The sequence below is a fragment of the Sinorhizobium fredii genome, assembly GCF_002944405.1.
GTDB classification, from domain to species: domain Bacteria; phylum Pseudomonadota; class Alphaproteobacteria; order Rhizobiales; family Rhizobiaceae; genus Sinorhizobium; species Sinorhizobium fredii_C.
Genome location: NZ_CP024307.1, coordinates 3,754,171 through 3,776,446, shown reverse-complemented (window position 1 = coordinate 3,776,446; position 22,276 = coordinate 3,754,171). Strand labels below are relative to the sequence as shown.

18 protein-coding genes, 1 tRNA gene and 1 pseudogene are annotated in these 22,276 nt (G+C 61.1%); 4 read left to right on the top strand and 16 right to left on the bottom strand.

Annotation, left to right across the window (positions count from 1 at the left end; genetic code table 11):
• Window positions 1-292: 292 nt before the first annotated feature.
• From NXT3_RS18530 to NXT3_RS18520, 3 genes are all read left to right on the top strand, one after another.
• Window positions 293-604 carry a (2Fe-2S)-binding protein gene (locus NXT3_RS18530; protein WP_037417961.1) on the top strand — a complete coding sequence of 104 codons (312 nt, stop codon included), beginning with the start codon at window positions 293-295 and terminating at the stop codon, window positions 602-604.
• Window positions 570-1,055 carry a bacterioferritin gene (gene bfr / locus NXT3_RS18525; RefSeq protein ID WP_018235917.1) on the top strand — a complete coding sequence of 162 codons (486 nt, stop codon included), beginning with the start codon at window positions 570-572 and terminating at the stop codon, window positions 1,053-1,055. Before NXT3_RS18530 ends, bfr begins: the two co-directional genes overlap by 35 nt.
• 587 nt (window positions 1,056-1,642) lie before the next feature.
• Window positions 1,643-4,666, top strand: coding sequence for a calcium-binding protein (locus NXT3_RS18520; RefSeq protein ID WP_104839831.1), 3,024 nt, complete (start codon window positions 1,643-1,645; stop codon window positions 4,664-4,666).
• A gap of 67 nt (window positions 4,667-4,733) precedes the next feature.
• Here the strand turns inward: NXT3_RS18520 and NXT3_RS18515 are convergent, their stop codons facing one another.
• The 14 genes and pseudogenes from NXT3_RS18515 to rplU all read right to left on the bottom strand — a co-directional run.
• The gene (locus NXT3_RS18515) at window positions 4,734-5,264 is read right to left on the bottom strand and encodes an RNA pyrophosphohydrolase (RefSeq protein WP_037417951.1); all 531 of its coding nucleotides are present in this window, start codon (window positions 5,262-5,264) and stop codon (window positions 4,734-4,736) included.
• A gap of 46 nt (window positions 5,265-5,310) precedes the next feature.
• A complete protein-coding gene (locus NXT3_RS18510) occupies window positions 5,311-6,516 on the bottom strand; it encodes a divergent polysaccharide deacetylase family protein (RefSeq protein ID WP_104839830.1) in 1,206 nt (401 codons plus the stop codon).
• A 146-nt stretch (window positions 6,517-6,662) separates the two neighbouring features.
• Window positions 6,663-7,985, bottom strand: a complete 1,323-nt coding sequence (locus tag NXT3_RS18505) for a S41 family peptidase (protein WP_037417945.1) — start codon at window positions 7,983-7,985, stop codon at window positions 6,663-6,665.
• Window positions 7,975-9,402: a murein hydrolase activator EnvC family protein gene (locus NXT3_RS18500; protein WP_234819766.1), complete on the bottom strand. Its 1,428-nt coding sequence runs from the start codon at window positions 9,400-9,402 to the stop codon at window positions 7,975-7,977. The genes NXT3_RS18505 and NXT3_RS18500 overlap by 11 nt, the downstream gene beginning before the upstream one ends.
• A 95-nt stretch (window positions 9,403-9,497) precedes the next feature.
• Window positions 9,498-9,980, bottom strand: coding sequence for a 23S rRNA (pseudouridine(1915)-N(3))-methyltransferase RlmH (rlmH, locus tag NXT3_RS18495; protein ID WP_037417938.1), 483 nt, complete (start codon window positions 9,978-9,980; stop codon window positions 9,498-9,500).
• Window positions 9,981-10,141: 161 nt separating this feature from the next.
• Entirely contained in the window at window positions 10,142-10,633 is a 492-nt protein-coding gene (gene rsfS / locus NXT3_RS18490) for a ribosome silencing factor (protein ID WP_423827875.1), read from the bottom strand.
• A gap of 44 nt (window positions 10,634-10,677) precedes the next feature.
• The gene (locus NXT3_RS18485) at window positions 10,678-11,244 is read right to left on the bottom strand and encodes a nicotinate-nucleotide adenylyltransferase (RefSeq protein WP_234828122.1); all 567 of its coding nucleotides are present in this window, start codon (window positions 11,242-11,244) and stop codon (window positions 10,678-10,680) included.
• Window positions 11,245-11,300: 56 nt separating this feature from the next.
• The gene (locus tag NXT3_RS18480; protein WP_037417931.1) at window positions 11,301-12,584 is read right to left on the bottom strand and encodes a glutamate-5-semialdehyde dehydrogenase; all 1,284 of its coding nucleotides are present in this window, start codon (window positions 12,582-12,584) and stop codon (window positions 11,301-11,303) included.
• Between the two features lie 37 nt (window positions 12,585-12,621).
• A complete protein-coding gene (proB, locus tag NXT3_RS18475) occupies window positions 12,622-13,758 on the bottom strand; it encodes a glutamate 5-kinase (protein WP_104839828.1) in 1,137 nt (378 codons plus the stop codon).
• Window position 13,759: 1 nt separating this feature from the next.
• Window positions 13,760-14,770 carry a GTPase ObgE gene (obgE, locus tag NXT3_RS18470; protein ID WP_037417924.1) on the bottom strand — a complete coding sequence of 337 codons (1,011 nt, stop codon included), beginning with the start codon at window positions 14,768-14,770 and terminating at the stop codon, window positions 13,760-13,762.
• 175 nt (window positions 14,771-14,945) lie between these two features.
• Window positions 14,946-15,530, bottom strand: coding sequence for a GNAT family N-acetyltransferase (locus NXT3_RS18465; RefSeq protein WP_037417912.1), 585 nt, complete (start codon window positions 15,528-15,530; stop codon window positions 14,946-14,948).
• A complete protein-coding gene (locus NXT3_RS18460) occupies window positions 15,527-16,174 on the bottom strand; it encodes a GNAT family N-acetyltransferase (RefSeq protein WP_037417909.1) in 648 nt (215 codons plus the stop codon). The genes NXT3_RS18465 and NXT3_RS18460 overlap by 4 nt, the downstream gene beginning before the upstream one ends.
• Window positions 16,175-16,305: 131 nt before the next feature.
• Window positions 16,306-16,575 carry a 50S ribosomal protein L27 gene (gene rpmA, locus NXT3_RS18455; protein ID WP_012709652.1) on the bottom strand — a complete coding sequence of 90 codons (270 nt, stop codon included), beginning with the start codon at window positions 16,573-16,575 and terminating at the stop codon, window positions 16,306-16,308.
• Window positions 16,576-16,673: 98 nt separating this feature from the next.
• A pseudogene (rplU, locus tag NXT3_RS18450) lies at window positions 16,674-16,985 on the bottom strand (50S ribosomal protein L21); the annotation flags it as partial.
• A 301-nt stretch (window positions 16,986-17,286) separates the two neighbouring features.
• Between rplU and NXT3_RS18440 the strand changes: the two are divergent.
• A tRNA-Ser gene (locus tag NXT3_RS18440) sits at window positions 17,287-17,376 on the top strand.
• Window positions 17,377-18,336: 960 nt separating this feature from the next.
• Here the strand turns inward: NXT3_RS18440 and NXT3_RS18435 are convergent.
• Entirely contained in the window at window positions 18,337-19,359 is a 1,023-nt protein-coding gene (locus NXT3_RS18435; RefSeq protein WP_104839827.1) for a hypothetical protein, read from the bottom strand.
• The gene (locus tag NXT3_RS18430; protein WP_104839826.1) at window positions 19,325-22,246 is read right to left on the bottom strand and encodes a class I SAM-dependent DNA methyltransferase; all 2,922 of its coding nucleotides are present in this window, start codon (window positions 22,244-22,246) and stop codon (window positions 19,325-19,327) included. Before NXT3_RS18430 ends, NXT3_RS18435 begins: the two co-directional genes overlap by 35 nt.
• Between the last annotated feature and the right edge of the window lie 30 nt (window positions 22,247-22,276).

The window sequence follows — 22,276 nt, the reverse complement described above, 5'->3', positions numbered from 1 at the left end:
CTCGGTCGGCTTGCCAACTGCAGATCGTTGCATCGCCCGATTGTCTCCGGCTTTGGCTGCGGGTAAGCCTGTGTAAAAATGTCGCAGCCTTTCCGACCCAATCTGCAAGCCATGAGAGAAAAATCGGTGCCTTAGAATCCGCTAATCCGATGAAAACACGAAATTTTTCCTCAAGATTAGAACGCCTCTAATATACCCTTCAACTTTATGGAGAGGAGTTTTTTGTTGACGGCAAATATCCTCTTTTGCTTTATCGCAAATTCAGGATGTTGCGTTTGACGGGCAAGACGAAATGCTGGTTTGCAGCTGCAATTTCATCACCGAAAAAGAGATCGAGGACACGATCATCGGCCTCCTCGATGAGGACTGTTGGCAGCTGATCGTGCCGGCGAAAGTCTATCACGCGATGGAAAAGCGCGGTCGTTGCTGCGGCTGTTTCCCCAATGTCGTCGACATCATCATCCGCACCACCGAGCAATATCACGCCCGTCGCGACTCGACGGACGCCGAGATATTTGATTTCATGACCCGCCTAAAACAATTCCACGAAGAAAACCGGAGGGCGGATCTTGAAAGGCGACGCAAAGGTCATCGAGCAGCTTAACGAAGCGCTCTTTCTCGAACTCGGTGCCGTAAACCAGTACTGGGTGCATTACCGCTTTCTCGAAGACTGGGGCTACACGCTGCTTGCAAAGAAGGAGCGTGAGGAATCTATCGAGGAAATGCACCACGCCGACAAACTCATCGCACGCATCATCTTCCTCGAAGGCCATCCGAACCTGCAGACGGTGGCGCCGCTGCGCATCGGCCAGAATGTCAAGGAAGTGCTGAAGGCCGACCTCGCCGGCGAATACGACGCCCGCACGGCCTACAAGAATTCCCGCGACGTCTGTCACGCGGCCGGCGACTATGTCTCGATGAAACTCTTCGAGGAACTGCTCGCCGACGAGGAGGGCCACATCGACTTCCTCGAGTCGCAGATCCAGCTGCTCGAAACGATCGGCGAGGAAAAATACGGGCAGCTCAACGCCGCCCCGGCAAACGAAGCCGAATAGTATCGAATTTGTTTGGATAAAGCGCCGCGCGTGCTACGCGCGGCGCTTTTGTATTGAGCTTATTGCAAGATAGCCCGCACCGTACGGATGTTGCGCAAAGGTCCATGCGCAAGACCCAATCGCGTCATGATGTGCGATGCGAGAATTGAAGCAGCGCACCACGCCCGGATCGACAGCGGCGACGTTTCGGCCCAACGCATTTGACTGTTCCGACAGGAACAGGAGAGACCTCATAACTCGCGCATAGATGGCAGCGGAACGGAAGCTCCGTTCTCGAGGTCATGCGAATGCATGATCCGGTATGGGGGTCGAAGCAGGTCACGGAAATTTGCCGGTTCTCGTTCATTTCACGCTGTTTTTCCGGCTCGCTCATGGTCAGTTTGCAGATCGGATGCGCCTCAATGCGACAAGGCATTGAAATGCGGGGGCTGCGTTGGCGACAGCCGGCGGGACTGGGCAGTGCGGCCTTTGAGCAATCGAGCGGCACGCCCGCGGCATTTCTCCGAACAATCCGATTTTGACGGGCGAGACATGAGGATCGTGGTTCGAGCCTGCACGTCCCCGAGGCAACCAGTCAGGAGACAGGAATGGGAACTATCACGGGTACGAACGGCGACGATGTGTTGATCGGCAGCGATCTTGAGGCCGACGTCATAACGGGCCTCGAGGGTGCCGACGTCATCAATGGCGGCATGGGCTATGACACGGCCAATGGTGATGGGGACAATGATACCGTCAGCGGGTCATTTCAGGGTGACGACCTCCGCGGCGCCGACGGGGACGATACGCTGAACGGTGACAGCGGCAACGATCGGCTCATGGGTGATGTCGGACAGGACATGCTGCATGGGGGCAGCGGCCGGGACACCATTGTCGCCAACGGATACGATGAGACTGCCGGCGACATCGTCGACGGCGGCTCCGGCACCGACACGGTGATGCTCAACTATGCGGCCTATGGCGCCGGACTTGACATCAGGATTGATGATTGGGCTTCCGTGCAGACCCTGACCGGCGGCATGCAAGTGATGAATGTGGAGTCGTTCTCGATTGGCGGGACCAGTTTCGACGATGTGATATCCGGCGGCGCCTATGCCGATGCTCTGTGGGGAGGCGCCGGCAATGACGAGCTTTGGGGTGGCCGTGGCGATGATACGCTGACGGGCCACACGGGTGCCGACATGCTCGCCGGCGGCTATGGTTCCGACCGCCTGTTCGGCGAAACCGGGGATGACATCCTCTTCGGGGACGCTGGAAAGGACTATCTCTACGGCGGCGACGGCGACGACAAGCTCTATGGCGGCGACGGCGATGATCTGCTCATTAGTGACGTCGGCAACGATCTCCTTTCGGGCGGCAGCGGCAGGGACCAGATATTCGCCGGCGACGGCGCGGATATTCTTCAGGGAGGGGCGGGCGACGACGTTCTTCTCAGCGGTCTTGGAGACGACAAGTCGGAGGGAGGCGCTGGCGACGATGTCTTCATCTACACCCATGGCGAAGGGAAGGACCAGATTACCGATTCAAGCGGCAGCGATCGTCTGCAAATCGGGAACTTCACCGGCGATTTTACCGCCAAGGCGGCGACCGAGGTCAACACGCTCGATGGCGGAACGACGGTTATCGGCATAGAGCATTATTCTTTCTTCGCCGCCGGTTCCGACGCGAACCGCATCATCACAGCCGACGGTAACGACGTCGTCTTTTCCGATGGAGGAGACGATACGGTCGATCTCGGCGCCGGCGATGATTATGTCAACGCAGGTCTCGGCATCGACAATGTGATCGGCGGCAGCGGCGATGACGAAGTATCCCTCGGCGGCGGCGGTGCGGACCAGGCCGATGGAGGCGCGGGAAAGGACTGGGTAACTGTTATCCGCAGCTCTCTTACAGGCGCTCTGACCTTTTCGGTCAACGGCGCCGTCGCCACGCTTTCCGATGGCTCGGTTCTCACCAATTTCGAGCGTTATCAGATCCTGTTCGGCGCCGGCGACGACGTGGTTGCATCCGTAGGCTCCGCCGAGACCGTCTCGTTTTCCGGCTACGGCGGCAACGACAGGCTGATTGGCAGCAACGGTGCGGATTGGCTGGATGGCGGTGACGGCAACGACACGCTGACCGCCGGTGGCGGAAACGATGTTATCCGCGACTATGACGGCTGGAACACGATCAACGCCGGCGACGGCGATGATCAGGTCGCCGTTGCCGACGGTTCGAGCGGTGCCAGCACCAATGTCGTCAATCTCGGCGCCGGGAACGACACGTTTTCGCGGAGCGCCTCGAATGGGGTTCTCGACCTCGACGGAGGCGCCGGAAACGACTTCGCGACCATCGACTTCAGCATGTCCTGGTCGAATGTCGGATTTGAGCTCTCGGCCGACGTGACCGCTACCAACGCGTCCGTCTTTGTGAGGAACGTCGAGCGAGTCAAGCTCATCGGGGGTGCGGGCAGCAACACCTTCGCCGGCGGTAGCCTCGATGACGAGTTGAGCGGCGGCGGCAACAACGACACCCTCAACGGCGGCGCCGGCGACGACACGATATCGGGTGATGCCGGCAACGACAGATTGAGAGGCGGCGCTGGCAATGACATCATCCGCGGCGCGGGCCTCGCCGGTACCGAGGGCAAGGACGTGATCTATGTCGAGGACGGCAATGACACGGTCTATATCGGCATCGGCGACAAGGCGGACGGCGGCGCCGGAACCGACGTGCTGAACCTTGATCTCACTGGGCAGACGCGGGAAATCAGTTTTGCCTTCTCTGGCGCAGCGGTGATCGTCGATACGGCGACATGGTTCAACGGCTTCGAAGGGCTTGATTATGCGGGCAGCAACGGCCGTGACAGGGTGAGCGGCGGCGCTCTCGACGACACGCTCAAGGGCAACAACGGCGACGACACCCTGCACGGCGGAAACGGCAACGATACGCTCCGCGACGGCGCCGGCGACGATCAACTCTTCGGGGATGCTGGCGACGACCTTCTCATCCGCGATGATCCATCGGGCAGGGATGTGTTAGACGGCGGTAGCGGTGTCGATACGCTTTCCTTCAGCGAAGGATCGACTTCGGTCGTTCTCGATCTCCAGGATCAGGCGGCGAGCAAGGGCCTGGCACTCGGTCTCACGGTGACGAACGTCGAAAACATCAGAGGCAGCGGCGCCGACGATGAGATTCGCGGCAATGCAAACGGCAATGTTCTTTATGGCGGGAAGGCGGACGACATCCTCGATGGCCGCACGGGCAACGACATGCTGGTCGGCGGCAAGGGCGATGATTGGCTGACCGGCGGTGCCGGCAACGACCGGTTCGTCTTCGATAAGGACGGATTCGACGGCGAGGGAGACGTCATCACCGATTTCACCCGTGGCCAGGACAAGCTCGTCATCGAGCGCGACGCCTTCGGCATCGCGGGGGGCGATGCGGCGGTGACACTCGTGACAGGCACCGACCCCGCAGCGACGAGCGGAAAGGGCATGTTCCTGTTCGAGACGGACAATGGCCGTCTCTGGTTCGATGCCGACGGCTCGGGTACTGCCGAAGACCCGCAACTGGTCGCCATCCTGCAGAACGTCAGAACACTTACGACGAGCGACTTCGTCCTCGCCTGACGAAGGTCCGAACGATCCGCGATCAGTAGCCCGTCCCGTTTTTGCGGGGCGGGCTCCGACGGCGGGCCTACCTACCCACCAGATGCGCGAAGGCGGCGACGACCTCTTCATAGGCCTTGCGCTTGAAAGGCACGATCAGGCCCGGCAGTTCGCGCATCGGCTTCCATTCCCAGGCGTCGAATTCGGGGTCGTGGCCGCCCGGCGGCGGGTTGATGGCGATCTCGCTTTCGTCGCCTTCGAAGCGGAAGGCATACCAGCGCTGCGTCTGGCCGCGAAACTTGCCCTTGAGGCCGATGCCAATCAGGTGCTCCGGCAGGTCGTAATTGATCCAGTCGGGCGCCTCGGCAAGCAGCGAAACGCTGCGCATGCCGGTCTCCTCGTAAAGCTCGCGATAGGCGGCTTCAAGCGGGTCCTCGCCCTCGTCGATGCCGCCCTGCGGCATCTGCCAGAGCTGCGGCGAGCCATCATATTCCGAATTGCCGACCGCGAGCCGATGTCCGGCCCAGACAAGCCCCTCATGATTAAGGACCATGACGCCGACACAAGGCCGATAAGGCAGGTCCTCTGCCTTCAAAGCCTTGCCCTTGTCTTTACCCATGTCGTCATTCCCTTGCATGTGCTGTCAGGTATTCAGCCTGCTTAGATCAGTTTTGTTGCGGATCGTTGACGAGAGCCGAAATGCCGACGAATTCGATGCCGCGCCCGCCGGCCTCCTCCATCCAGTCGGCGATCGTCGCCACGCTCTCTTCGAAGGCGGAGGCGACGCCGATCGCCGTGCCGTTGCGCCGCGCGACGCGTTCGAGTTCGTCGAGCTTGCGCAGGATCGCGCCGCGGCTGAGTTCGCTGTCGAGAACCAGATCGGCAAAGCCATGCGGCACGCCGAAGGCGCCAGAGAGCGTTCCGGAAAGCGATTGCGCCGAGGTGCCGTCGTCGAGAAACAACAGGCCGCGCTTACCGAGGTCGCGCATCACCGGCTCGAGCGCATCCGCATCGGAGAGAAAGCGGCCGCCGAGATAGTTCATGACGCCGGTATAATTGGTGATCTGGCCCATGCTGCGGTGCAGCTCGGCGAGGTTCTTCGTGGCGCCGCGAGAGACGAGAAGCGCATGCGGCCCGGGGTCGTTGTCCGGATAGTCGAAGGGCTCCATCGGGATCTGCAGGAGGATCTCGTGGCCGTCGCGGCGCGCATCCTGCATCCAGCGCTGCAGGCTGTTGCCGGCCGCGGCGAAGGCGAGCGTCACGTCCGGCGGCAGATCGCGGATCGCCCGCTGGGTCCCCGTCTGGCTGAGGCCGAGGCCGCCGACGACGAGCCCGATGCGGGTGCCGCGGGCGCCGGACCAGGGACGGGCATATTGATCCATGGGCCGCAAACCGTCCGGACCGACGATCGGCAACCGGCCATCGGGCGTGACTTCGACGAGGTCCTCGTTCGGAAGCGCCGCCATGCGGGGATCCTGACCGCGCGTTGCCCCGGCACTGATCAGCGCCGGGCCCTCGCCGTCGCGCGGCCTCGGCGTGAATTTCGTGACCGTTGCGCCGTCGTCAGTGAGGATCTCCTCGACATGGGCGCCGGAACGGGCGCCGCTCGGGCGAAGCGAGCCGGCTGCTCCTTTCGGCTTGGCGGGGGATGCGACTTGCTCGGCGGGCGCCTGGCTCGCTTCTGCGCTCGCTACCGGATCCGGAGTGCGGAGCAGGGGATCGGGCGCCAAGGCGGCCCAGCCGGAAAGCCCGGCGACGACAAGGGTGAAGATGCCAAGAAATGCATAGCCGGACAGCCGGCGCGGGTCGCGCTTGCGCCGAGGCCGCTTCTTCGGGCCCCGGCCAAGGGGGGCATTGAGATCAGTTCCCAAACGGAGCCTCGACCTTTGGAACGTTGCCGGTGAGGGATGCGCCCCGCTCGCGAGAATCATCGGCAGTCGGCTACATCGCCGATGCATAATATAAAGGCGCCGGGTTGAACAGCCCGGCGTCTTTGTCTCATCCGCTTCGCGTCCGCTTACTTCTTGAGCTCGGCCTGTTCGGGATTGGCCGGGAAGGACGGATCCGTCTTCTTGCCGCGCAGGAGGTCGAGCGCGTAGTTCAGCTGAATGTCGTCCTTGGCCTCCGGCGGCACATAGGCGACCGAACCGGAGCCCTCGTCGTCCTCGTTCTGGCCCTTGATGTGGCCGCGCAGATCGGACTCGCCCTGGGCCTCGACCTTGCCGAGGAGTTCCGGCGGCAGCGGCTGTTCGACCTTGATGTCCGGGGTGATGCCGGTGCCCTGGATCGACTTGCCGGACGGCGTGTAATAAAGCGCGGTCGTCAGGCGCAGTGCGCCGGCGTCGCCGAGCGGAATGATCGTCTGAACCGAGCCCTTGCCGAAGGAACGCGTGCCGAGCACGGTCGCGCGCTTCATATCCTGCAGCGCACCGGCGACGATCTCCGATGCCGAAGCTGAGCCGCCGTTGACGAGGACGATGACGGGCTTGCCGTCCGTCAGGTCGCCCGGCGTCGCGTTGAAGCGGCGCGTCTCGTCCGGGTTGCGGCCGCGGGTCGAGACGACCTCGCCGCGTTCCATGAAAGCGTCCGAAACATTGATCGCCTGGTCGAGCAGACCGCCCGGGTTGAGTCGCAGGTCGAGCACATAGCCCTTGAGCTTGTCGGTCGGGACGTCCGCCTTGACTTTCTCGATGCCCTTCTTCAGGTCGTCGAAGGTCTTCTCCGTGAAGGAGATCACTCGGAGATAGCCGACATCGCCTTCAACGCGGTATTTGACGGCACGCACGGCGATCACGTCGCGAACGATCGTCACTTCGATCGGCTTCTCCGCACCCTTGCGCAGGATGGTGAGCTTGATCGGCGTGCCGACGGCACCGCGCATCTTGTCGACCGCTTCCTCGAGCTTTAGGCCGCGGACGTCCTGCCCGTCGATCTTCGAAATCAGGTCGCCGGCAAGCACCCCGGCGCGGGCGGCAGGGGTATCGTCGATCGGGCTCGTCACCTTGACGAGATCCTCTTCCATCGTCACCTCGATGCCGAGGCCGCCGAACTCGCCGCGCGTCTGGGTGCGCATATCCTCGGCATCGGCCGAGTTCATGTAGCTCGAATGCGGGTCGAGCGAGGAGAGCATGCCGTTGATGGCATTCTCGATGAGCTTGTCGTCCTGCGGCGGCGTCACGTACTGAGCGCGCACGCGCTCGAACACATCGCCGAAAATCGCCAGCTCGCGATAGGTGGACGAATTGGCCGCCACGGCCGGGATCGTTGCCGAATAGACGACGCCCATCGCCGTCGCCCCCATCAGCGCCCCGACCAGAACAAGTGAAGCTCTACGTATCATTTCGCGCCTTTCCAACTTCTGCTGCGGTCCACCACGGTCGGGAATCAACCGGCTTTCCGTCTTTTCGGAATTCAATGTAAATCGTTGGCCTGTCGGTTTCCAGCGTCAAGGCCGCCGCACTCGCCACTCTTTTTGCACCCATCGTCGCCACCGGCTCGCCTGCCACGACGAATTGCCCCGGGCGGACGCTTACGCTCTCCATTCCGGCAAGCACGATATGGTAGCCGTCGCCGGGATTGAGGATGATCATCTGTCCGTAGCTGCGGAAGCTGCCGGCATAGACAACCCATCCGTCCGCCGGCGTGGTCACCAGCGCGCCTGCATTGGTTTCCAGCATGATCCCCTGCAGCGAGTGCCCGGTGCCGTCCGCGTCGCCGAATTGCCGCAGGATCGAGCCTGCGACCGGATAGCTGAGCCTCTGTTGCAATTCCGAAAACACATATGCGGGCGCAATACGGTTTTTGTCGGGCACCGCGCTCTTGGCCAATTCCCGCGCCGCCTGGCGCTCGGCCTCGTTCATCCGCAGCCGTTCCTCCTCCTGCGCGCGCGCCGTCGCGGCTGCCTCGCGCACCGAGGAGATCTCGTTTTCGAGCGAGGAGATCAGCCCCTCGAGATTGGTCGCCTGCAGGGCCAGTTCCTCCGCCTTGAGCTGCTCGGAGGCGAGTTCCGTCGCGTTCTGCTGCCGCAGCTTTTCCTTCTCGGCGACGAGCATAGACATGCGCCGCTCTTCCTCGAGATTGGCGGTCATCGTCGCCGACAGATCGTCCCGCTGCCTCGCTATGCCGGCGCGGATGTCGGAAAGCGCCTTGAGATCGGCGACGAGGCTGTCGGTCTGCTCGCGTATTTCTGGAACGACGGCGCCGAGCAGGATGGCGCTGCGAACGGAGCCAAGCGCATCTTCCGGCGTCACCAAGATCGCCGGCGGTGGGTTGCGGCCCATCCGTTGCAGGGCGGCAAGCACCTCGGCGAGTACGCCGCGCCGGCCCCTGAGCGAGCGCTTGACCACGTCCTCCTTGGCGCGCAGCTCGTTGAGCTTCTTCTCGCCCTCGGCGATCTGCCGTTCGAGGTCCTGGCGCTTCGCCGCCGAATCGACGATCGCCGAGCGCAGCGCAGCATTGCTCTTGTCGATCTCGGCAATCGTTTGCTCGAGAGCCGCGGCGCGATCACGCGAAACGCCGATCGTCTTCGACAGCGCCTCGAGTTCGCTGCGTGTGCTGTCGCGCCTCAGGGTCAGGTCGGCGGCGGGATCCGGCGGCCCCTGCGTCGCAGCGGTCGGGCCCGGAGCGGCCGCGCCGGGATCCTGCGCCAGTGCCGGCGCGCCGCTCAACAGGAGAACGGCGGCGATCGCCGCGTGCCGACCGACCTGCCCGACGGCAAATTTCATCCGGGCGACGTCTCTGTTCCTGGCGCGCGTCATCCTGTCTCGTGGGCTAAGCAAATAAATCAGGAAACCCTAATCCGATTTGCCGCAGCCCACCAATACATATTCTTGTTATTGCCGACGAATGAGATTCACGCACGATGATACGGATGACCGGCCAAAATCGTCACGGCCCGATAGAGCTGTTCGGCAATCAGGATGCGCACGAGCTGGTGCGGCCAGGTCATCTTGCCGAGGCAGAGGACGGAATCGGCCCGGGCATGAAGCGTCGGGTCGAGCCCGTCGGCACCGCCGATGGCGATCATCAGATCGCGCTTGCCGCCGTCCCGCAACGTGCCGAGCAGCGTCGCGAAACTCTCCGAATCGAGCGCCTTGCCGCGTTCGTCGAGCAAGAGCAGCAGGCTGCCCTCGGCAAGCGCCTTTTCGAGCTGGGCCGCTTCCTCGCGCTTGCGTGTTTCCGCGTTGGCGGCGCGGCTCTCGTTGACTTCGACGACGCGCGCCAGTTCCAGGCCGATGGCCGGTCCCGCCTTGGCGAAGCGATCGAGGTAACGGGCTGCGAGATCCTTTTCCGGCCCCGCCTTGAGGCGGCCGACTGCGAAAAGTCCGATTCGCATTGACCCGTTTCCATCCCCACCGGCATCCGATCGAAGGGGATTTCGATCGGCAAAAACCCTTCTGCTGCCATCCTCCCGGTCGGGTGATGGCAGCGGCATCTCAAATCGGCACCGGTCGTCGCTCCGTCCTGAGGCGATCGGTCAGGGACGGGCGGCGCGTCTCAGTGCAGGGTGCTGTCCTCGACCTCCGGGGCCGCCCACATCTTTTCGATGTTGTAGAATTCCCGGATCTCGGGCCGGAAGATGTGAACGATCACATCGCCGGTGTCGATCAGCACCCAGTCGCCACCTTCGAGACCTTCGACGCGGGGATTGCCAAGGCCCTCGTCCTTCAGGTCCGTCACCAGGTGGTCGGCAATGGCCATAACATGCCTGTTCGAACGGCCGGAGACGACGACCATGAAGTCTCCCAACGCCGACTTTCCGGCAATGTTGATGGTGATGATATCTTCTGCCTTCGAGTCCTCTAGGCTTTCGAGGACCAGCTTAAGCGCACGGACAGCGGCTTCGTCGCTCAGTTCCGTGCTGCGCGGGACTGCGGAGACCGCATATCCCTTGGCGTGTGCTGTTGTCAGGGTCTTTCCTTTCCGAATGAACAGAACAAGCACTTCCGGTCCGTGATTGAGGTCGAACCGTGCGTCAAATGTAGGCACCAAACCGGTACGGTTTCAAGACGCGAGACGTAAATGACGGGAATTCACCCGGATTTGGCGGAACGGAGCGCCGTCGAGCTTAGTGAGGAGCGGGGTCCGTGGATGAAAGTCCAGGCCGGCGGCGGCCGAGATGCGACGCTCGGCGCGTCGTCCTCGTCGATTCGCGCCTGACTGAAGGTCCTGGCCATGGGCGACGACAGATAGGCGAGCGTCGAGCCCGGCCTGTCGATCACCGCGATCGGGAAGGTGCCGACGATCCGGCGCCAGTCCTGCCAGCGATGAAAGCTCCGGAGATTGTCGGCCCCCATCACCCAGACGAAGCGGACGCCGCGGTTGCGTGCCCGGACGAACTCCAGGGTGCGCGCCGTATAGCTCTGTCCGAGCGCCTGCTCGAAGGCCGTGATCTTGATGCGCGGATTGCCGGCGATCTTCTCGCTCATCGCGATCCGCTCGGCGAGCGGCGCGAGATTGTTGCGGTCCTTCATCGGATTGCCGGGCGTCACCATCCACCAGAGCTGGCAGAGCCCGAGCTTGCGTAGCGCCGTCTCGGCAACGAGCACATGGCCCTCATGGGGCGGGTTGAACGATCCGCCGAACAGGCCGACGGCCATGCCGCTCTCGACATGCGGCATGCGCAGATATTCCGGCTTCACATCCGCAGGTGTCGTCAGGGCCGCACCTGTCCTGTGCCGCGCACGCGATATTTGAACGAGGTCAGCTGCTCGACGCCGACCGGACCGCGGGCATGCATCTTGCCGGTGGCAATGCCGATCTCTCCGCCCATGCCGAACTCGCCGCCATCGGCAAACTGCGTCGAGGCATTGTGCAGCAGGATCGCCGAGTCGATTTCGGTGAAGAAGCGCTCGACGACGGCCGCGTCTTCGGCGATCACCGCCTCCGTGTGGGCCGAAGACCAGCTGTTGATGTGCTCGATGGCGCCGGAAATGCCGTCGACGAGCTTCGCCGAGATGATCGCGTCCAGATATTCGGTGGCCCAGTCTTCGTCGGTTGCGCCTCTCAGGCCCGGCAACAGGCCTTGTAGCTCGTCGGAAACGCGCACCTCGCAACCGGCGTCGAGCAAACCCTTAAGCAGCGGTTTCGCCAGCCGGTCGGCGGCGTTGCGGTCGATCAGCAGCGTCTCGGCGGCGCCGCAGATGCCGGTTCGGCGCATCTTGGCATTGACGACGATGTTTTTCGCCATATCGAGATCGGCGGAGGCATCGACATAGATATGGCAAAGGCCTTCGAGATGGGCGAAGACCGGCACGCGCGCCTCGTTTTGAACCCGGGCGACGAGGCTTTTGCCGCCGCGCGGCACGATAACGTCGATCGCCCCGTTCAGCCCCGAAAGCATGGCGCCGACGGCGGCGCGGTCGGCGACAGGCACCATCTGGATCGCTTCTTCCGGCAGGCCGGCAGCCTTCAGCCCCTCGGCCAGGCAGGCATGGATCGCCCGCGACGAATGGAAGCTGTCGGAGCCGCCGCGCAGGATCACCGCATTACCCGCCTTGAGGCAGAGCGCGCCGGCATCCGCCGTGACGTTCGGACGGCTTTCATAGATCACCCCAATGACGCCGAGCGGCGTGCGGACGCGCTCTATATGCAAGCCGTTCGGCCGGTCCCATGCGGCAATGACGTCGCCGACCGGATCCTTCAGCGCCGCGATCGCCCGGATGCCGTCCGCCATGTCGCGGATGCGGCCGTCCGTCAGCGTCAGCCGGTCGATGAACGCCTTGGCGACACCGCTCTCTTCAGCGTTTGCGAGATCGGTCGCGTTGGCGGCGAGGATGTCGCTGCTCCTCGCGATGATTGCCTCGGCCATGCCGATGAGCGCCGCATGCTTGCGCTCGGCGCTGGCAATGGCGAGCGGCCGGGCGGCCGCCTTGGCGCGACGGCCGATCTCCAGCATGATCGCATTGACGTCTGAGCCGTTCTCGACCGTGTCAAGCATGGAGCTTGCCTTTCTTCTCGTCCTTTTCCGCCCCGGATCATGGTTCCGAGGGAGCCGTCATTACCATATCGTCGCGATGCACCATGGCGGTGCGGCCGGCGTAGCCGAGGATCGCGGCGATCTCGGCCGATTTCTTGCCGGCGATCTGGCGCGCCTCGTCGGCGTCGTAGCCGGCGAGCCCGCGGGCGATCTCGCGGCCGGAATTGTTGAGGATCGCGATCGTGTCGCCGCGGCTGAACGTTCCGGTCACCTGGCGGACACCGGCCGGAAGCAGGCTCTTGCCGGAGCGCAGCGCCGTCTCCGCGCCGGCATCGATCGCAATCGAACCGGCCGGCAGGAGCTGTCCGGCGATCCAGGTCTTGCGCGCCGTCACCGGCGAGCGGGAAGGCGCGAACCAGGAGGAACGGGCGCCGGCCTCGATCGCCTTCAGCGGATGCACCGGCTTGCCGGAAGCGATGATCATCGCGCAACCGGCCGTTGTGGCGATCTTGCCGGCATCGATCTTGGTGCGCATGCCGCCGCGCGACAGTTCCGAGGCCGCACCGCCGGCCATCGCCTCGATCTCCGGCGTGATTTCCGCAATCGTCTCGAGGAAGCGGGCTTCCGGATCGAGATGCGGCGGGGCCGTATAGAGCCCGTCGATGTCGGATAGCAGCACGAGCAGGTCGGCGCCGACCATGGTCGCCACGCGGGCGGCGAGCCGATCGTTGTCGCCATAGCGGATTTCGGTGGTGGCGACCGTGTCGTTCTCGTTGATGATCGGCACGGAGCCGAGCTTCAGCAACTGGTTGATCGTGGCGCGCGCATTCAGGTAGCGGCGTCGCTCCTCCGTATCGCCGAGCGTCAGCAGGATCTGGCCGGCGATGATCTGGTCGGTAGAAAGGCTTTCCGACCAGGCGCGGGCGAGGGCGATCTGGCCGACGGCGGCGGCCGCCTGGCTTTCCTCGAGCTTCAGGGCGCCGGCCGGCAGGTTCAATACGGTGCGGCCGAGCGCGATGGCGCCCGAGGAAACGACCAGCACTTCGACGCCCTTGCCCTTTAGCGCCGCGATGTCGGCGCACATGGCGTCGAGCCAGCTCTTTTTCAGCCCCGTCTGGCGGTCGACGAGCAGGGCCGAGCCGATCTTGATGACGATCCGGCGGTGCTTTTCGAGCGGTTTGCGGTTCGCGGCCATGTCAGGCTTGCTCCTCGCCGGCCTTGGCGGAGGAAATGACGTCGCGCAGTGCCCGCAGCGCCTCGGTCATGCCCTTGTTGGTCACGGCCGAGATGAGGAGCGGCGGCGCGCCGCAGGCTTTGGCGAGCGCCTTCGATTTCGCCTTCAACTCCTCGTCGGTGAGCACGTCGATTTGCGACAGCGCGACGATCTGCGGCTTGTCTTCGAGCCCGCCGCCGTAGGCCTCCAGCTCGTGCTTGACGGTCTTGTAGGCCTTGGCGACATCTTCCTCCTGAGCCGAAACCAGGTGCAGCAGCACCCGGGTGCGCTCGACATGACCGAGGAAGCGGTCGCCGATGCCGACGCCCTCATGGGCGCCCTCGATCAGCCCGGGAATGTCGGCGATGATGAATTCCTGCCCGTCGACGGTGGCGACGCCGAGATTGGGGTGCAGCGTCGTGAAAGGATAGTTGGCTATCTTCGGCCGGGCGCGCGTGCAGGCGGCAAGGAAGGTCGACTTGCCGGCATTCGGCAGGCCAACGAGGCCCGCATCGGCGATCAGCTTCAAGCGCAGCCAGATGGTCTTCTCCTCGCCCTCGAGGCCGGGATTGGCCCAGTTCGGCGCCTGGTTGGTCGAGGATTTGAAATGGGCGTTGCCGAAGCCGCCATTGCCGCCGGCCGCGAGCCGATAACGCTGGCCTTCCGCGACCATGTCGACGATCAGCGTCTCGTTGTCTTCCTCGAAAATCTGCGTGCCGACCGGCACCTTCAGCGTTACGTCGGCACCCTTCGCGCCGGTGCGGTTGCGGCCCATGCCGTGAACGCCGGTCTTGCCCTTGAAGTGCTGCTGGTAGCGGAAGTCGATGAGCGTGTTGAGGCCGTTGACCGCCTCCACCCAGACATCGCCGCCGCGGCCGCCGTCGCCGCCGTCCGGTCCGCCGAACTCGATGAATTTCTCGCGGTGGAAAGAGACGGCGCCGGCGCCGCCATCTCCGGACCGGATATAGACTTTCGCTTCATCGAGGAATTTCATCGGCTCGCCATTTCTTGCGTGTTCGGCTTCATCTGGGGTGAGGAAGGATAAAGCTGGAAGACCGCGCATCCTTGCTCTCTTGCAGTCGCCGCCATCGATATAGGCGGTTCCGGCAGAGGTCAAAGACTATCGCATGAAGGACCCGCCAAAGCTGAGCTCCGGCGGGTTCTGTTCGTCAAGCCGGCCGGCGCAGGTCCTCCGCCGTCAACCGCGTTTCGATATGCGCCACCATGGCATTGCGCGCGAGCGCATAGATCTGGCTGCAGCCGGTGATGCGGAAGCCGAGCTTCTCCTGCACCTTGAGCGAGGCCGGGTTGTCGGCAAAGACGCCCGAATGCAGCACCGCCTCCGGCATGCGGCGGAAGAAGCGTTCGACGGCGGCATGGACGGCCTCGCTGGCCAGGCCCTTGCCCCAATAGAAGCGGTTCAGCCAGTAGCCAACGTGCCATTCGCTCCGCCGGAATTCGATGCCGACGCAGCCGATATGGACGTCGTCGCCGGAGGTGACGGCGAGCATCCAGTCGGGCAGGACGCTTGCCGTCTGACGGTTCAGCCAGTCGAGCGCATCTTGCTGGTGGTAGGGCGCCGGCACCCGAGCCAGCATGCGCGCCACCTGGAAATCGCCGAGCGATTCGGCGATCGCCGCGGCATCGGAAAGCCGGTGCGGGCGCAGACGCAGCCGCTGCGTCTCGATGATGGGGCAGGGGCCGGGATCGGGGCGGGCGACCACCCGCGACCGTTCGGGAACGAGCGCGTTCATCGCATGCCTCCCCAGCTTCTGAGCGAAACCCAAGTCTTGCGGTCGAGCCGGTACCACTCGACGGCAATGGTGCCGCCGAGCGCCAGGCTGTCGACCATGCCGGAGCCCTGGAACTGGAAGCCGCACTTCTGGATGACCCGGCGCGAAGCCATGTTCATCACACGGCAGCGCGCATCGATCTGGTCGATATCGCGGGTGCGAAAGGCCATGTCGGTCAGTGCCTGCGTCGCCTCCGTCGCATAGCCTTTGTTCCAATGGGGTTCGCCCAGCCAGTAGCCGAGCTCGACCGTCTTGCCGTCGGCATGCGGCTCGATCCCGCAGCAGCCGAGGAATGCGCCATTGTCCGCTTTGGTGATCGCGTAGACGCACTTGCCAATCGTGCCGGGGCCAATCGTGCCGGCTTTGGCGCGTCGCACGAAATCGGCCGCATCCGCCGTCGTGTAGGGGTGCGGCATGCGCGAGACCATGGTGGCGATATTGGCGTTGTTGGCAAGATGGGCAAGGGCGTCGATATCATCTTCGTGGGGCGCGCGCAAAACGAGCCGGGGCGATAACAATATCGGGCAATCGGTCCTTGACCGCTGAGGCCTCAGCCTTTGTTCGGGAGACCGTGATTGGTCTTCCCTCAAGAGCTCGGTTTGCATGGTTCTTCCTCCAGAGACGTGAAAAGGGGAGCTGGGTATTGCCCCATCTCCCCTTTGAAGTCTGGCTTTTGAACCTTGCGGGTGCGTCAGCCGGGTCGATGAGACGCCGGCTGTTTTAGAGCGCTACCGGCTTATTCCGCTGCTTCGGCTTTCGGCATTACAGACACGTAGACTCGGCCGTTGGCCTTCGTACGGAAGTCCACGTTGCCCGCCGTAAGCGCAAAAATCGTATGATCCTTGCCAAGGCCGACATTGGCGCCGGCATGCCACTTCGTGCCGCGTTGGCGCACGATGATGTTGCCCGCAATGACGGCTTCGCCGCCGAACTTCTTCACGCCAAGGCGCTTGGACTCAGAATCGCGACCGTTGCGCGACGAACCGCCAGCTTTCTTGTGTGCCATTGGTGTTCTCCTTTAACCTTCGATCCCGGAACTCAGTTTGCAGCTTCAGCTTCAGCGGCGGCTTCGGTCTTCTTCGAAGACTTCTTCGCCTTGCCGCCGGCCGCAGCAATGTCCAGGATGCGGACGATCGTCTGATGCTGGCGATGGCCGCGCGAACGCTTGGAGTTCTGGCGGCGGCGCTTCTTGAAGGCGATGACCTTCTTGGCGCGGCCCTGGTCCACGACCTCGGCGCTGACGACGGCACCTTCGACAAACGGAGCACCGATGGTGGCATCGGCGCCGACGCCGACCATCAGGATCTCGGTGAATTCAATCTTGTCGCCTTGAACGCCTTCCAGCTTTTCGATGGTGATGACGTCGTCGGCTGCCACGCGGTACTGCTTACCACCGGTCTTGATGACTGCGAACATACTTTATCCTTTCATGTTCGGTCCGGCTCTTTGCCCGTGGACAAGGCCGTCTTTTTGTCAGTCGCTACGTTGAGCGGAGAGATGCGAGGAACCCCCTTGACCTCCGCCAGTGAACGGGCACAAACCATTACCCGCTGCGGTGCGGGCAGGCCACACCACTTCATGGCGCGGATTACGGGAGTCGCCCTTCCTTGTCAAGGCGAAAGCCACCGACTTGAAGATATTCTTCTTTCTGCCCCTTGTCAGCGGCCGAAACTGCCGCTATGAACCGGCCGCGCTTCAAAGCGCCAACCGGCCCCGCGGAGAGGTGGCAGAGTGGTTGAATGCACCGCACTCGAAATGCGGCATGGGTGCAAGCCCATCGGGGGTTCGAATCCCCCCCTCTCCGCCACACCATGCTGAAATTAAAGAATCAAATTTGTTTTTGGCTTGATTACCCCCGGATTATCCCCGCCTTATTCCATCTTTGTCCATAGACTTGAAAATCGACACTCACGCGCAAGACCTGGAAAGTGCGCGATGATGCATCCCGCTGCTCGTCGCGGCGAAAGGATAAAATGTTTCCCAAGCTCCTACTTACTCGAAAAAGCGGCCTCGCCCTCACTATGGGAACAGACTTCCCGCCATTTGACCGAAGTCGCCGACTATACTCGCACGACAGCCCGTGATCGCGCCGAACGTTGGCGTCAACGGTGCGCTTTTCCTTTACCGCGCTTGTTAAGGTGCGTCACCAAGGGGGCTGCGCTGCCCAGCTATGTCAATGGCCCGTCATCGTGACGAGAGGGGCTGGTGCTGTTTCGGGGGAGGGAGGGGGCTCCTTGTGCCGGTCGCCCTTCCGACATTCGTCGAGATTTTTTTCGCCTTCTTCACGGCCGCCACACTGGGCCACTGGGGGCGACACGCTGCTGCGACAGCTGACCGCTGAGTAGTTTCAACACACACACGCACTTCTCCCCCACCAAGCTGCCAACGACGCCTGTCCGGCCTTGTCGTGACAGACAGCGGCATCTTCACTTGCGCACCTGGCGCCGTCCGACCTGACTGGCCTTTGCGCTTAAGGGCAAGCTCCGACCTTGAGGGCCAGATTGGGGCCGGGAGCGGAAAGTCAATTTTAGAATATGGCGAGAGCGGACATCAGCTAAGCCGAGTGAGTGAGACGCCAATTGCTAGTGGGCCCGGAGGGAGGAAGCGACCACCTTAGCATAAGCCGAGATCAGAAACGAAAACAAAGCCTTATTGGACTTCTGGGTACGATTTCGAGCTTTTTTCTGTGTACGGAGTGCCGTCTACGATGTCAACATCCGCATCATTCGTACTGGCAGCAACACCACAGCCGCTTTCCTCTAGTTAATTATTCGTCGACGAGGCCGTACCTCCTGCCGCTGCCCATCAATCTAATTCCGCGCAATCTCGATCCGAATGCCTGCTGGAAATCGTCGGCCTCTAGTGCCACGATGGAAAATCCTTCACCAACTTCCTGAAACACCAGAACTTTTCCATCGTAGATTTCGAGGCCATGGTCCTCAGGAATTGGGAGGCTAATCTTTTCCATCATATTGTTCCCTAGCCGCAAGTTTCGTGTTACCGGCACACCACTCGGCGGCAAGAAGGTGACGGGGCCTATGATTGTGTTTGGACCAGCACCAACTGGTTGCTCAAGGCCGAATAACCGGTGCATTCCTCTCGGCATATCGATCTGATTTCCGGGCTGAAATGGGCCCCTATTGCGCGTCACATAGCCTGCTTCTATCCAAAATGCCGCGCACTGAACGTCCTCTTCCTCTTCCTCTTCCTCAGCTCCTCGCAGCGCACGCCACCGGTCTTCGTAGTCATCAATGACCAGTTCCAGTGGTGCCGAGTTGTTCCAAAGTTCAATTGCTGCGATATGGCTCAACTGAAATGAGCGTTGGAATTCGAGTTGACTAGTTGCAACAAGTGTTGTTCCGCACTCAATGTTGCGAACTAGTCCGCCAGCAGAAAAATTCCCTGAGCCTGCTACCATTCCAAACCTGTCATCAGCTTCATTCAAAAAAAATGCCGCCTTCATATGGAAGTCCTTCCTGGGTAGGAAGCTGGCACTTCCAGTCACAAAAGCTCCATCGTAAATTCTTACTTGCGAATTTTGCTTGCCAGCAATTAGGCGCAAAGCAGATGGGTCGGTACGGCCATAGTCAATGCCGAACAACCAACGCGTTTCTACAACGGGCCAAATGTTGTGGCCGAGCTTTAGGTCAAAATATGCGGCGCCTGAGTTCGTTGCGTACGCGAAGCACGAAAGCATTTGGGTTGATTGAACGCGTTCGTGGGCGTCAATCAAGCGACCGATTGTTGTATGCTGCTCACCCTGCGAGTGAATGAATGATTTCGCCCGCATCGCTCCCCCGGTGCTGGTTCAATTTGAAAAGCTTATCAAGTGCATCATCGTCCGAAATGGCGTCGCTCCAGCCATAGGCTTCCGCGACGGCAGCATCCAATTCAGAGTGGAGTTGCCGAAGCCAGGAGGGCCTGTCGTTGTAGAGTTTCGTCAATGTGCGGCCACGCAACTCTTTCTCAGCGGAAGCGTCAACCGCGTGGAGCTGAGGATTCAAGCCAAGCTCGGCTATGACAGGAGACGAGACAAGCTCTGCGGGATTCAACCAAGTTTCTCGCAGTTGATTTAAGCGTCTCGCAATTTCTGCAATCTTCTCAAATGGGTCGCTTCCCTCGTGCGTCGATGACTGACGTTTCGCATTCAACCCCTCAGGGAATGGAAATGTTTCGAAAACCGTACTCGGCGTGTACCGAGGGTCATTTCCGACCCCTAAGAAGGTGCAAAGACGAAGCGTCCACAATTCGTGAAAACGGCTACTAAGAATTCCCCAAACTGCATCTTCCTCCGACGCAATTGCGATCACCATATTATCAGGAAGTATACCGGAAGATACCCACCTGAATATCCTATGCTTGGATACACGTGGAGTGGCGATATACTTTGTCTTGTTGGCGAGTGCTTGCCGCATCTTGGGACGACCATTCCAATGCTGCCACCAGGTCTCTAGAGCTTCCCTCTGATTCATGTGTCTACGGTGCAGTCGGACTGGTTCGATGCATTTGAACGCCTCACCATAAAGCGAGGCTTCGAACTCAGATTTGCCATAAAAATCAATGATGTATCTGTCCAAAGGGCGATTTACCACTTCGTCCCCAACGATATAGGGAACCACAACATCAGAATTTGGCCTACCGTTTGGATTTCCAGCAATTCGGAGCAGGTCTCTAGCTACGCCCCCGGGAAGAACGAAGCTTGCTTCCGGTAACCCCAAGCGTTCAGCATCACGTCTGTTGATGCTCCCTCTTGGAACGACACCTTGGAAAGCTATGCCCAGATTGTCTGGCAGCTTAAGAACTGAAGAAAGATTAACGCCAACCCGTCCCGACCTGCCCGTAAGATCGGGATAAATTTCATCCACTATCTCACCATTTAGCAACACTGACTCGGATGACGAATTGGCGAAGCACACTATCGCAACCCGAACGGCAGCTCCCTCAACCGCCCACGGTTCGTCGTCCCAAGCCCGAAAAATACTCGAAGTTTCAGTAATGGATCGGAGAACACGCTGGTTCTTCCCGCCCGAAATCGAATTCGTTGCCACTAATCCTACTCGTGTGGGCCCAAAACTTAGCACCTGCTGCGCTTTGTGAAACCAAAAGCAAACGAAGTCCGCGCCGTTCGGCACAGCATTCCCATACACCGATCTGATCTTTGATATGTACTCAGCACCAAGTTCGGGCAATAGCTTTCGACCGCCCAGGAACGGTGGATTCCCGATAATAGCGTCCACCTTCGGCCAAATTGCCTCGGTGCCATCTTCATTCAGCAAGGCATCCCTGTTCTCAATTGTATTGAGCGGCTTCAAAATCGGGTTTTGGCTTGCCGAAAATCCATTCTTTAACATCCATTGGATTTCCCCTATCCAGACGGATACGCGTGCGAGTTCAGCTGCATAGGGATTGATCTCAATGCCCTGAACGACTTCGGGCCCGATACGTGGGAACCCACGCGGAAGGCCTAAGGCTTCAGCCTCAACTTGGGCCCTATGCTCAATGTCCTTCAATGATCGAAGTGCAAGATAAAGAAAGTTTCCGGAGCCGCACGCAGGATCAAGAACGCGAAAATCACCCAACCGGTTCAGGAATTGGTCTAGCAGTGTCTGGGCTCGGTTTCTGGCTTTCGTTCGTGTGCCTCCTGTTCCAATGGAGGCCTTTTCCATCAGGCTGGTAATCTCTGCCTTGGTCCTTTCCCACTCTGCCGTCAACGGCTCAACAATCACCGGATCAATGATCATCATGATCTTGTCACGGTCGGTATAGTGGGCACCTAGCTGGCTCCGCTTTTCAGGATCAAGGCCGCGCTCAAACAGAGTACCAAGTATGGACGGATCAATGTCGCCCCAATACTGTGCGGCAGCATCTCGAACGATCCCTATTTCGCTCCTTGTTAATGCTATTACAAAGTCATCATCGAACAAACCGCCGTTAAACCATGCAATACGCTCGAAACCAACGCGCCCACCTGACTTCATCGCCGCAAAGAGATCACGGGCGAATGCCTCGAATTCACCCGGCTCTTCAAGTGCTCGGTCTAGCATTCTGGAGAATATATTGTCCGGGAGAAGCTTGACGTCCTCCGCGAACATGCAAAACACGAGACGGTTGATGAAGTGCGCGACAAGTTGCGGCGCGTGTCCACGTTCACGAAGCGAACCCGCGAGCTTTGCGAACTCTGCCGCAACCTCTTCGGTCAACTGCTGCCGAGTTTTCTTGGGTCGAAGTGCCTCAGGATCAGAAAAGACGGCCTTGAGCCACGCTCTCTTTTTCGCGTCTCCGAGGTCAGAGATCGGAATTTCGTATACCTTTGAAACAGTATTCGTCCAGTTGGTGTGGATACGGATCAAGCTACCGATATCTGACACAACGAGCAGAGGCGGATTGTCGAGCGCAACGGCATATCGCTGAAGTTGAGCAAAAGCGGCGTCTAAGTTCGCTTTTGCCCCTTTATACTCCCAGGCGAAGAAGCCGCGCTTAAAGACGTCGGCGAACCCCCTGCCTCCGGTGGTTTTTGTCGCACCGACCTCAAATCCGTAGTCGACGCCTGATGGATCAACGTCTGCGGGTGTGGGCTCACCTAGCAAGCGGCAAAGGTCCAAAAAATGCGCTTGGGCAGCAGCACGCTCCTTGAGCGCGGAGTCCCGCCACTTTCGAATGAAATCTTTCGCTTCCATAGCCTCACATTGCCAAGTGAAGTCCGCAGT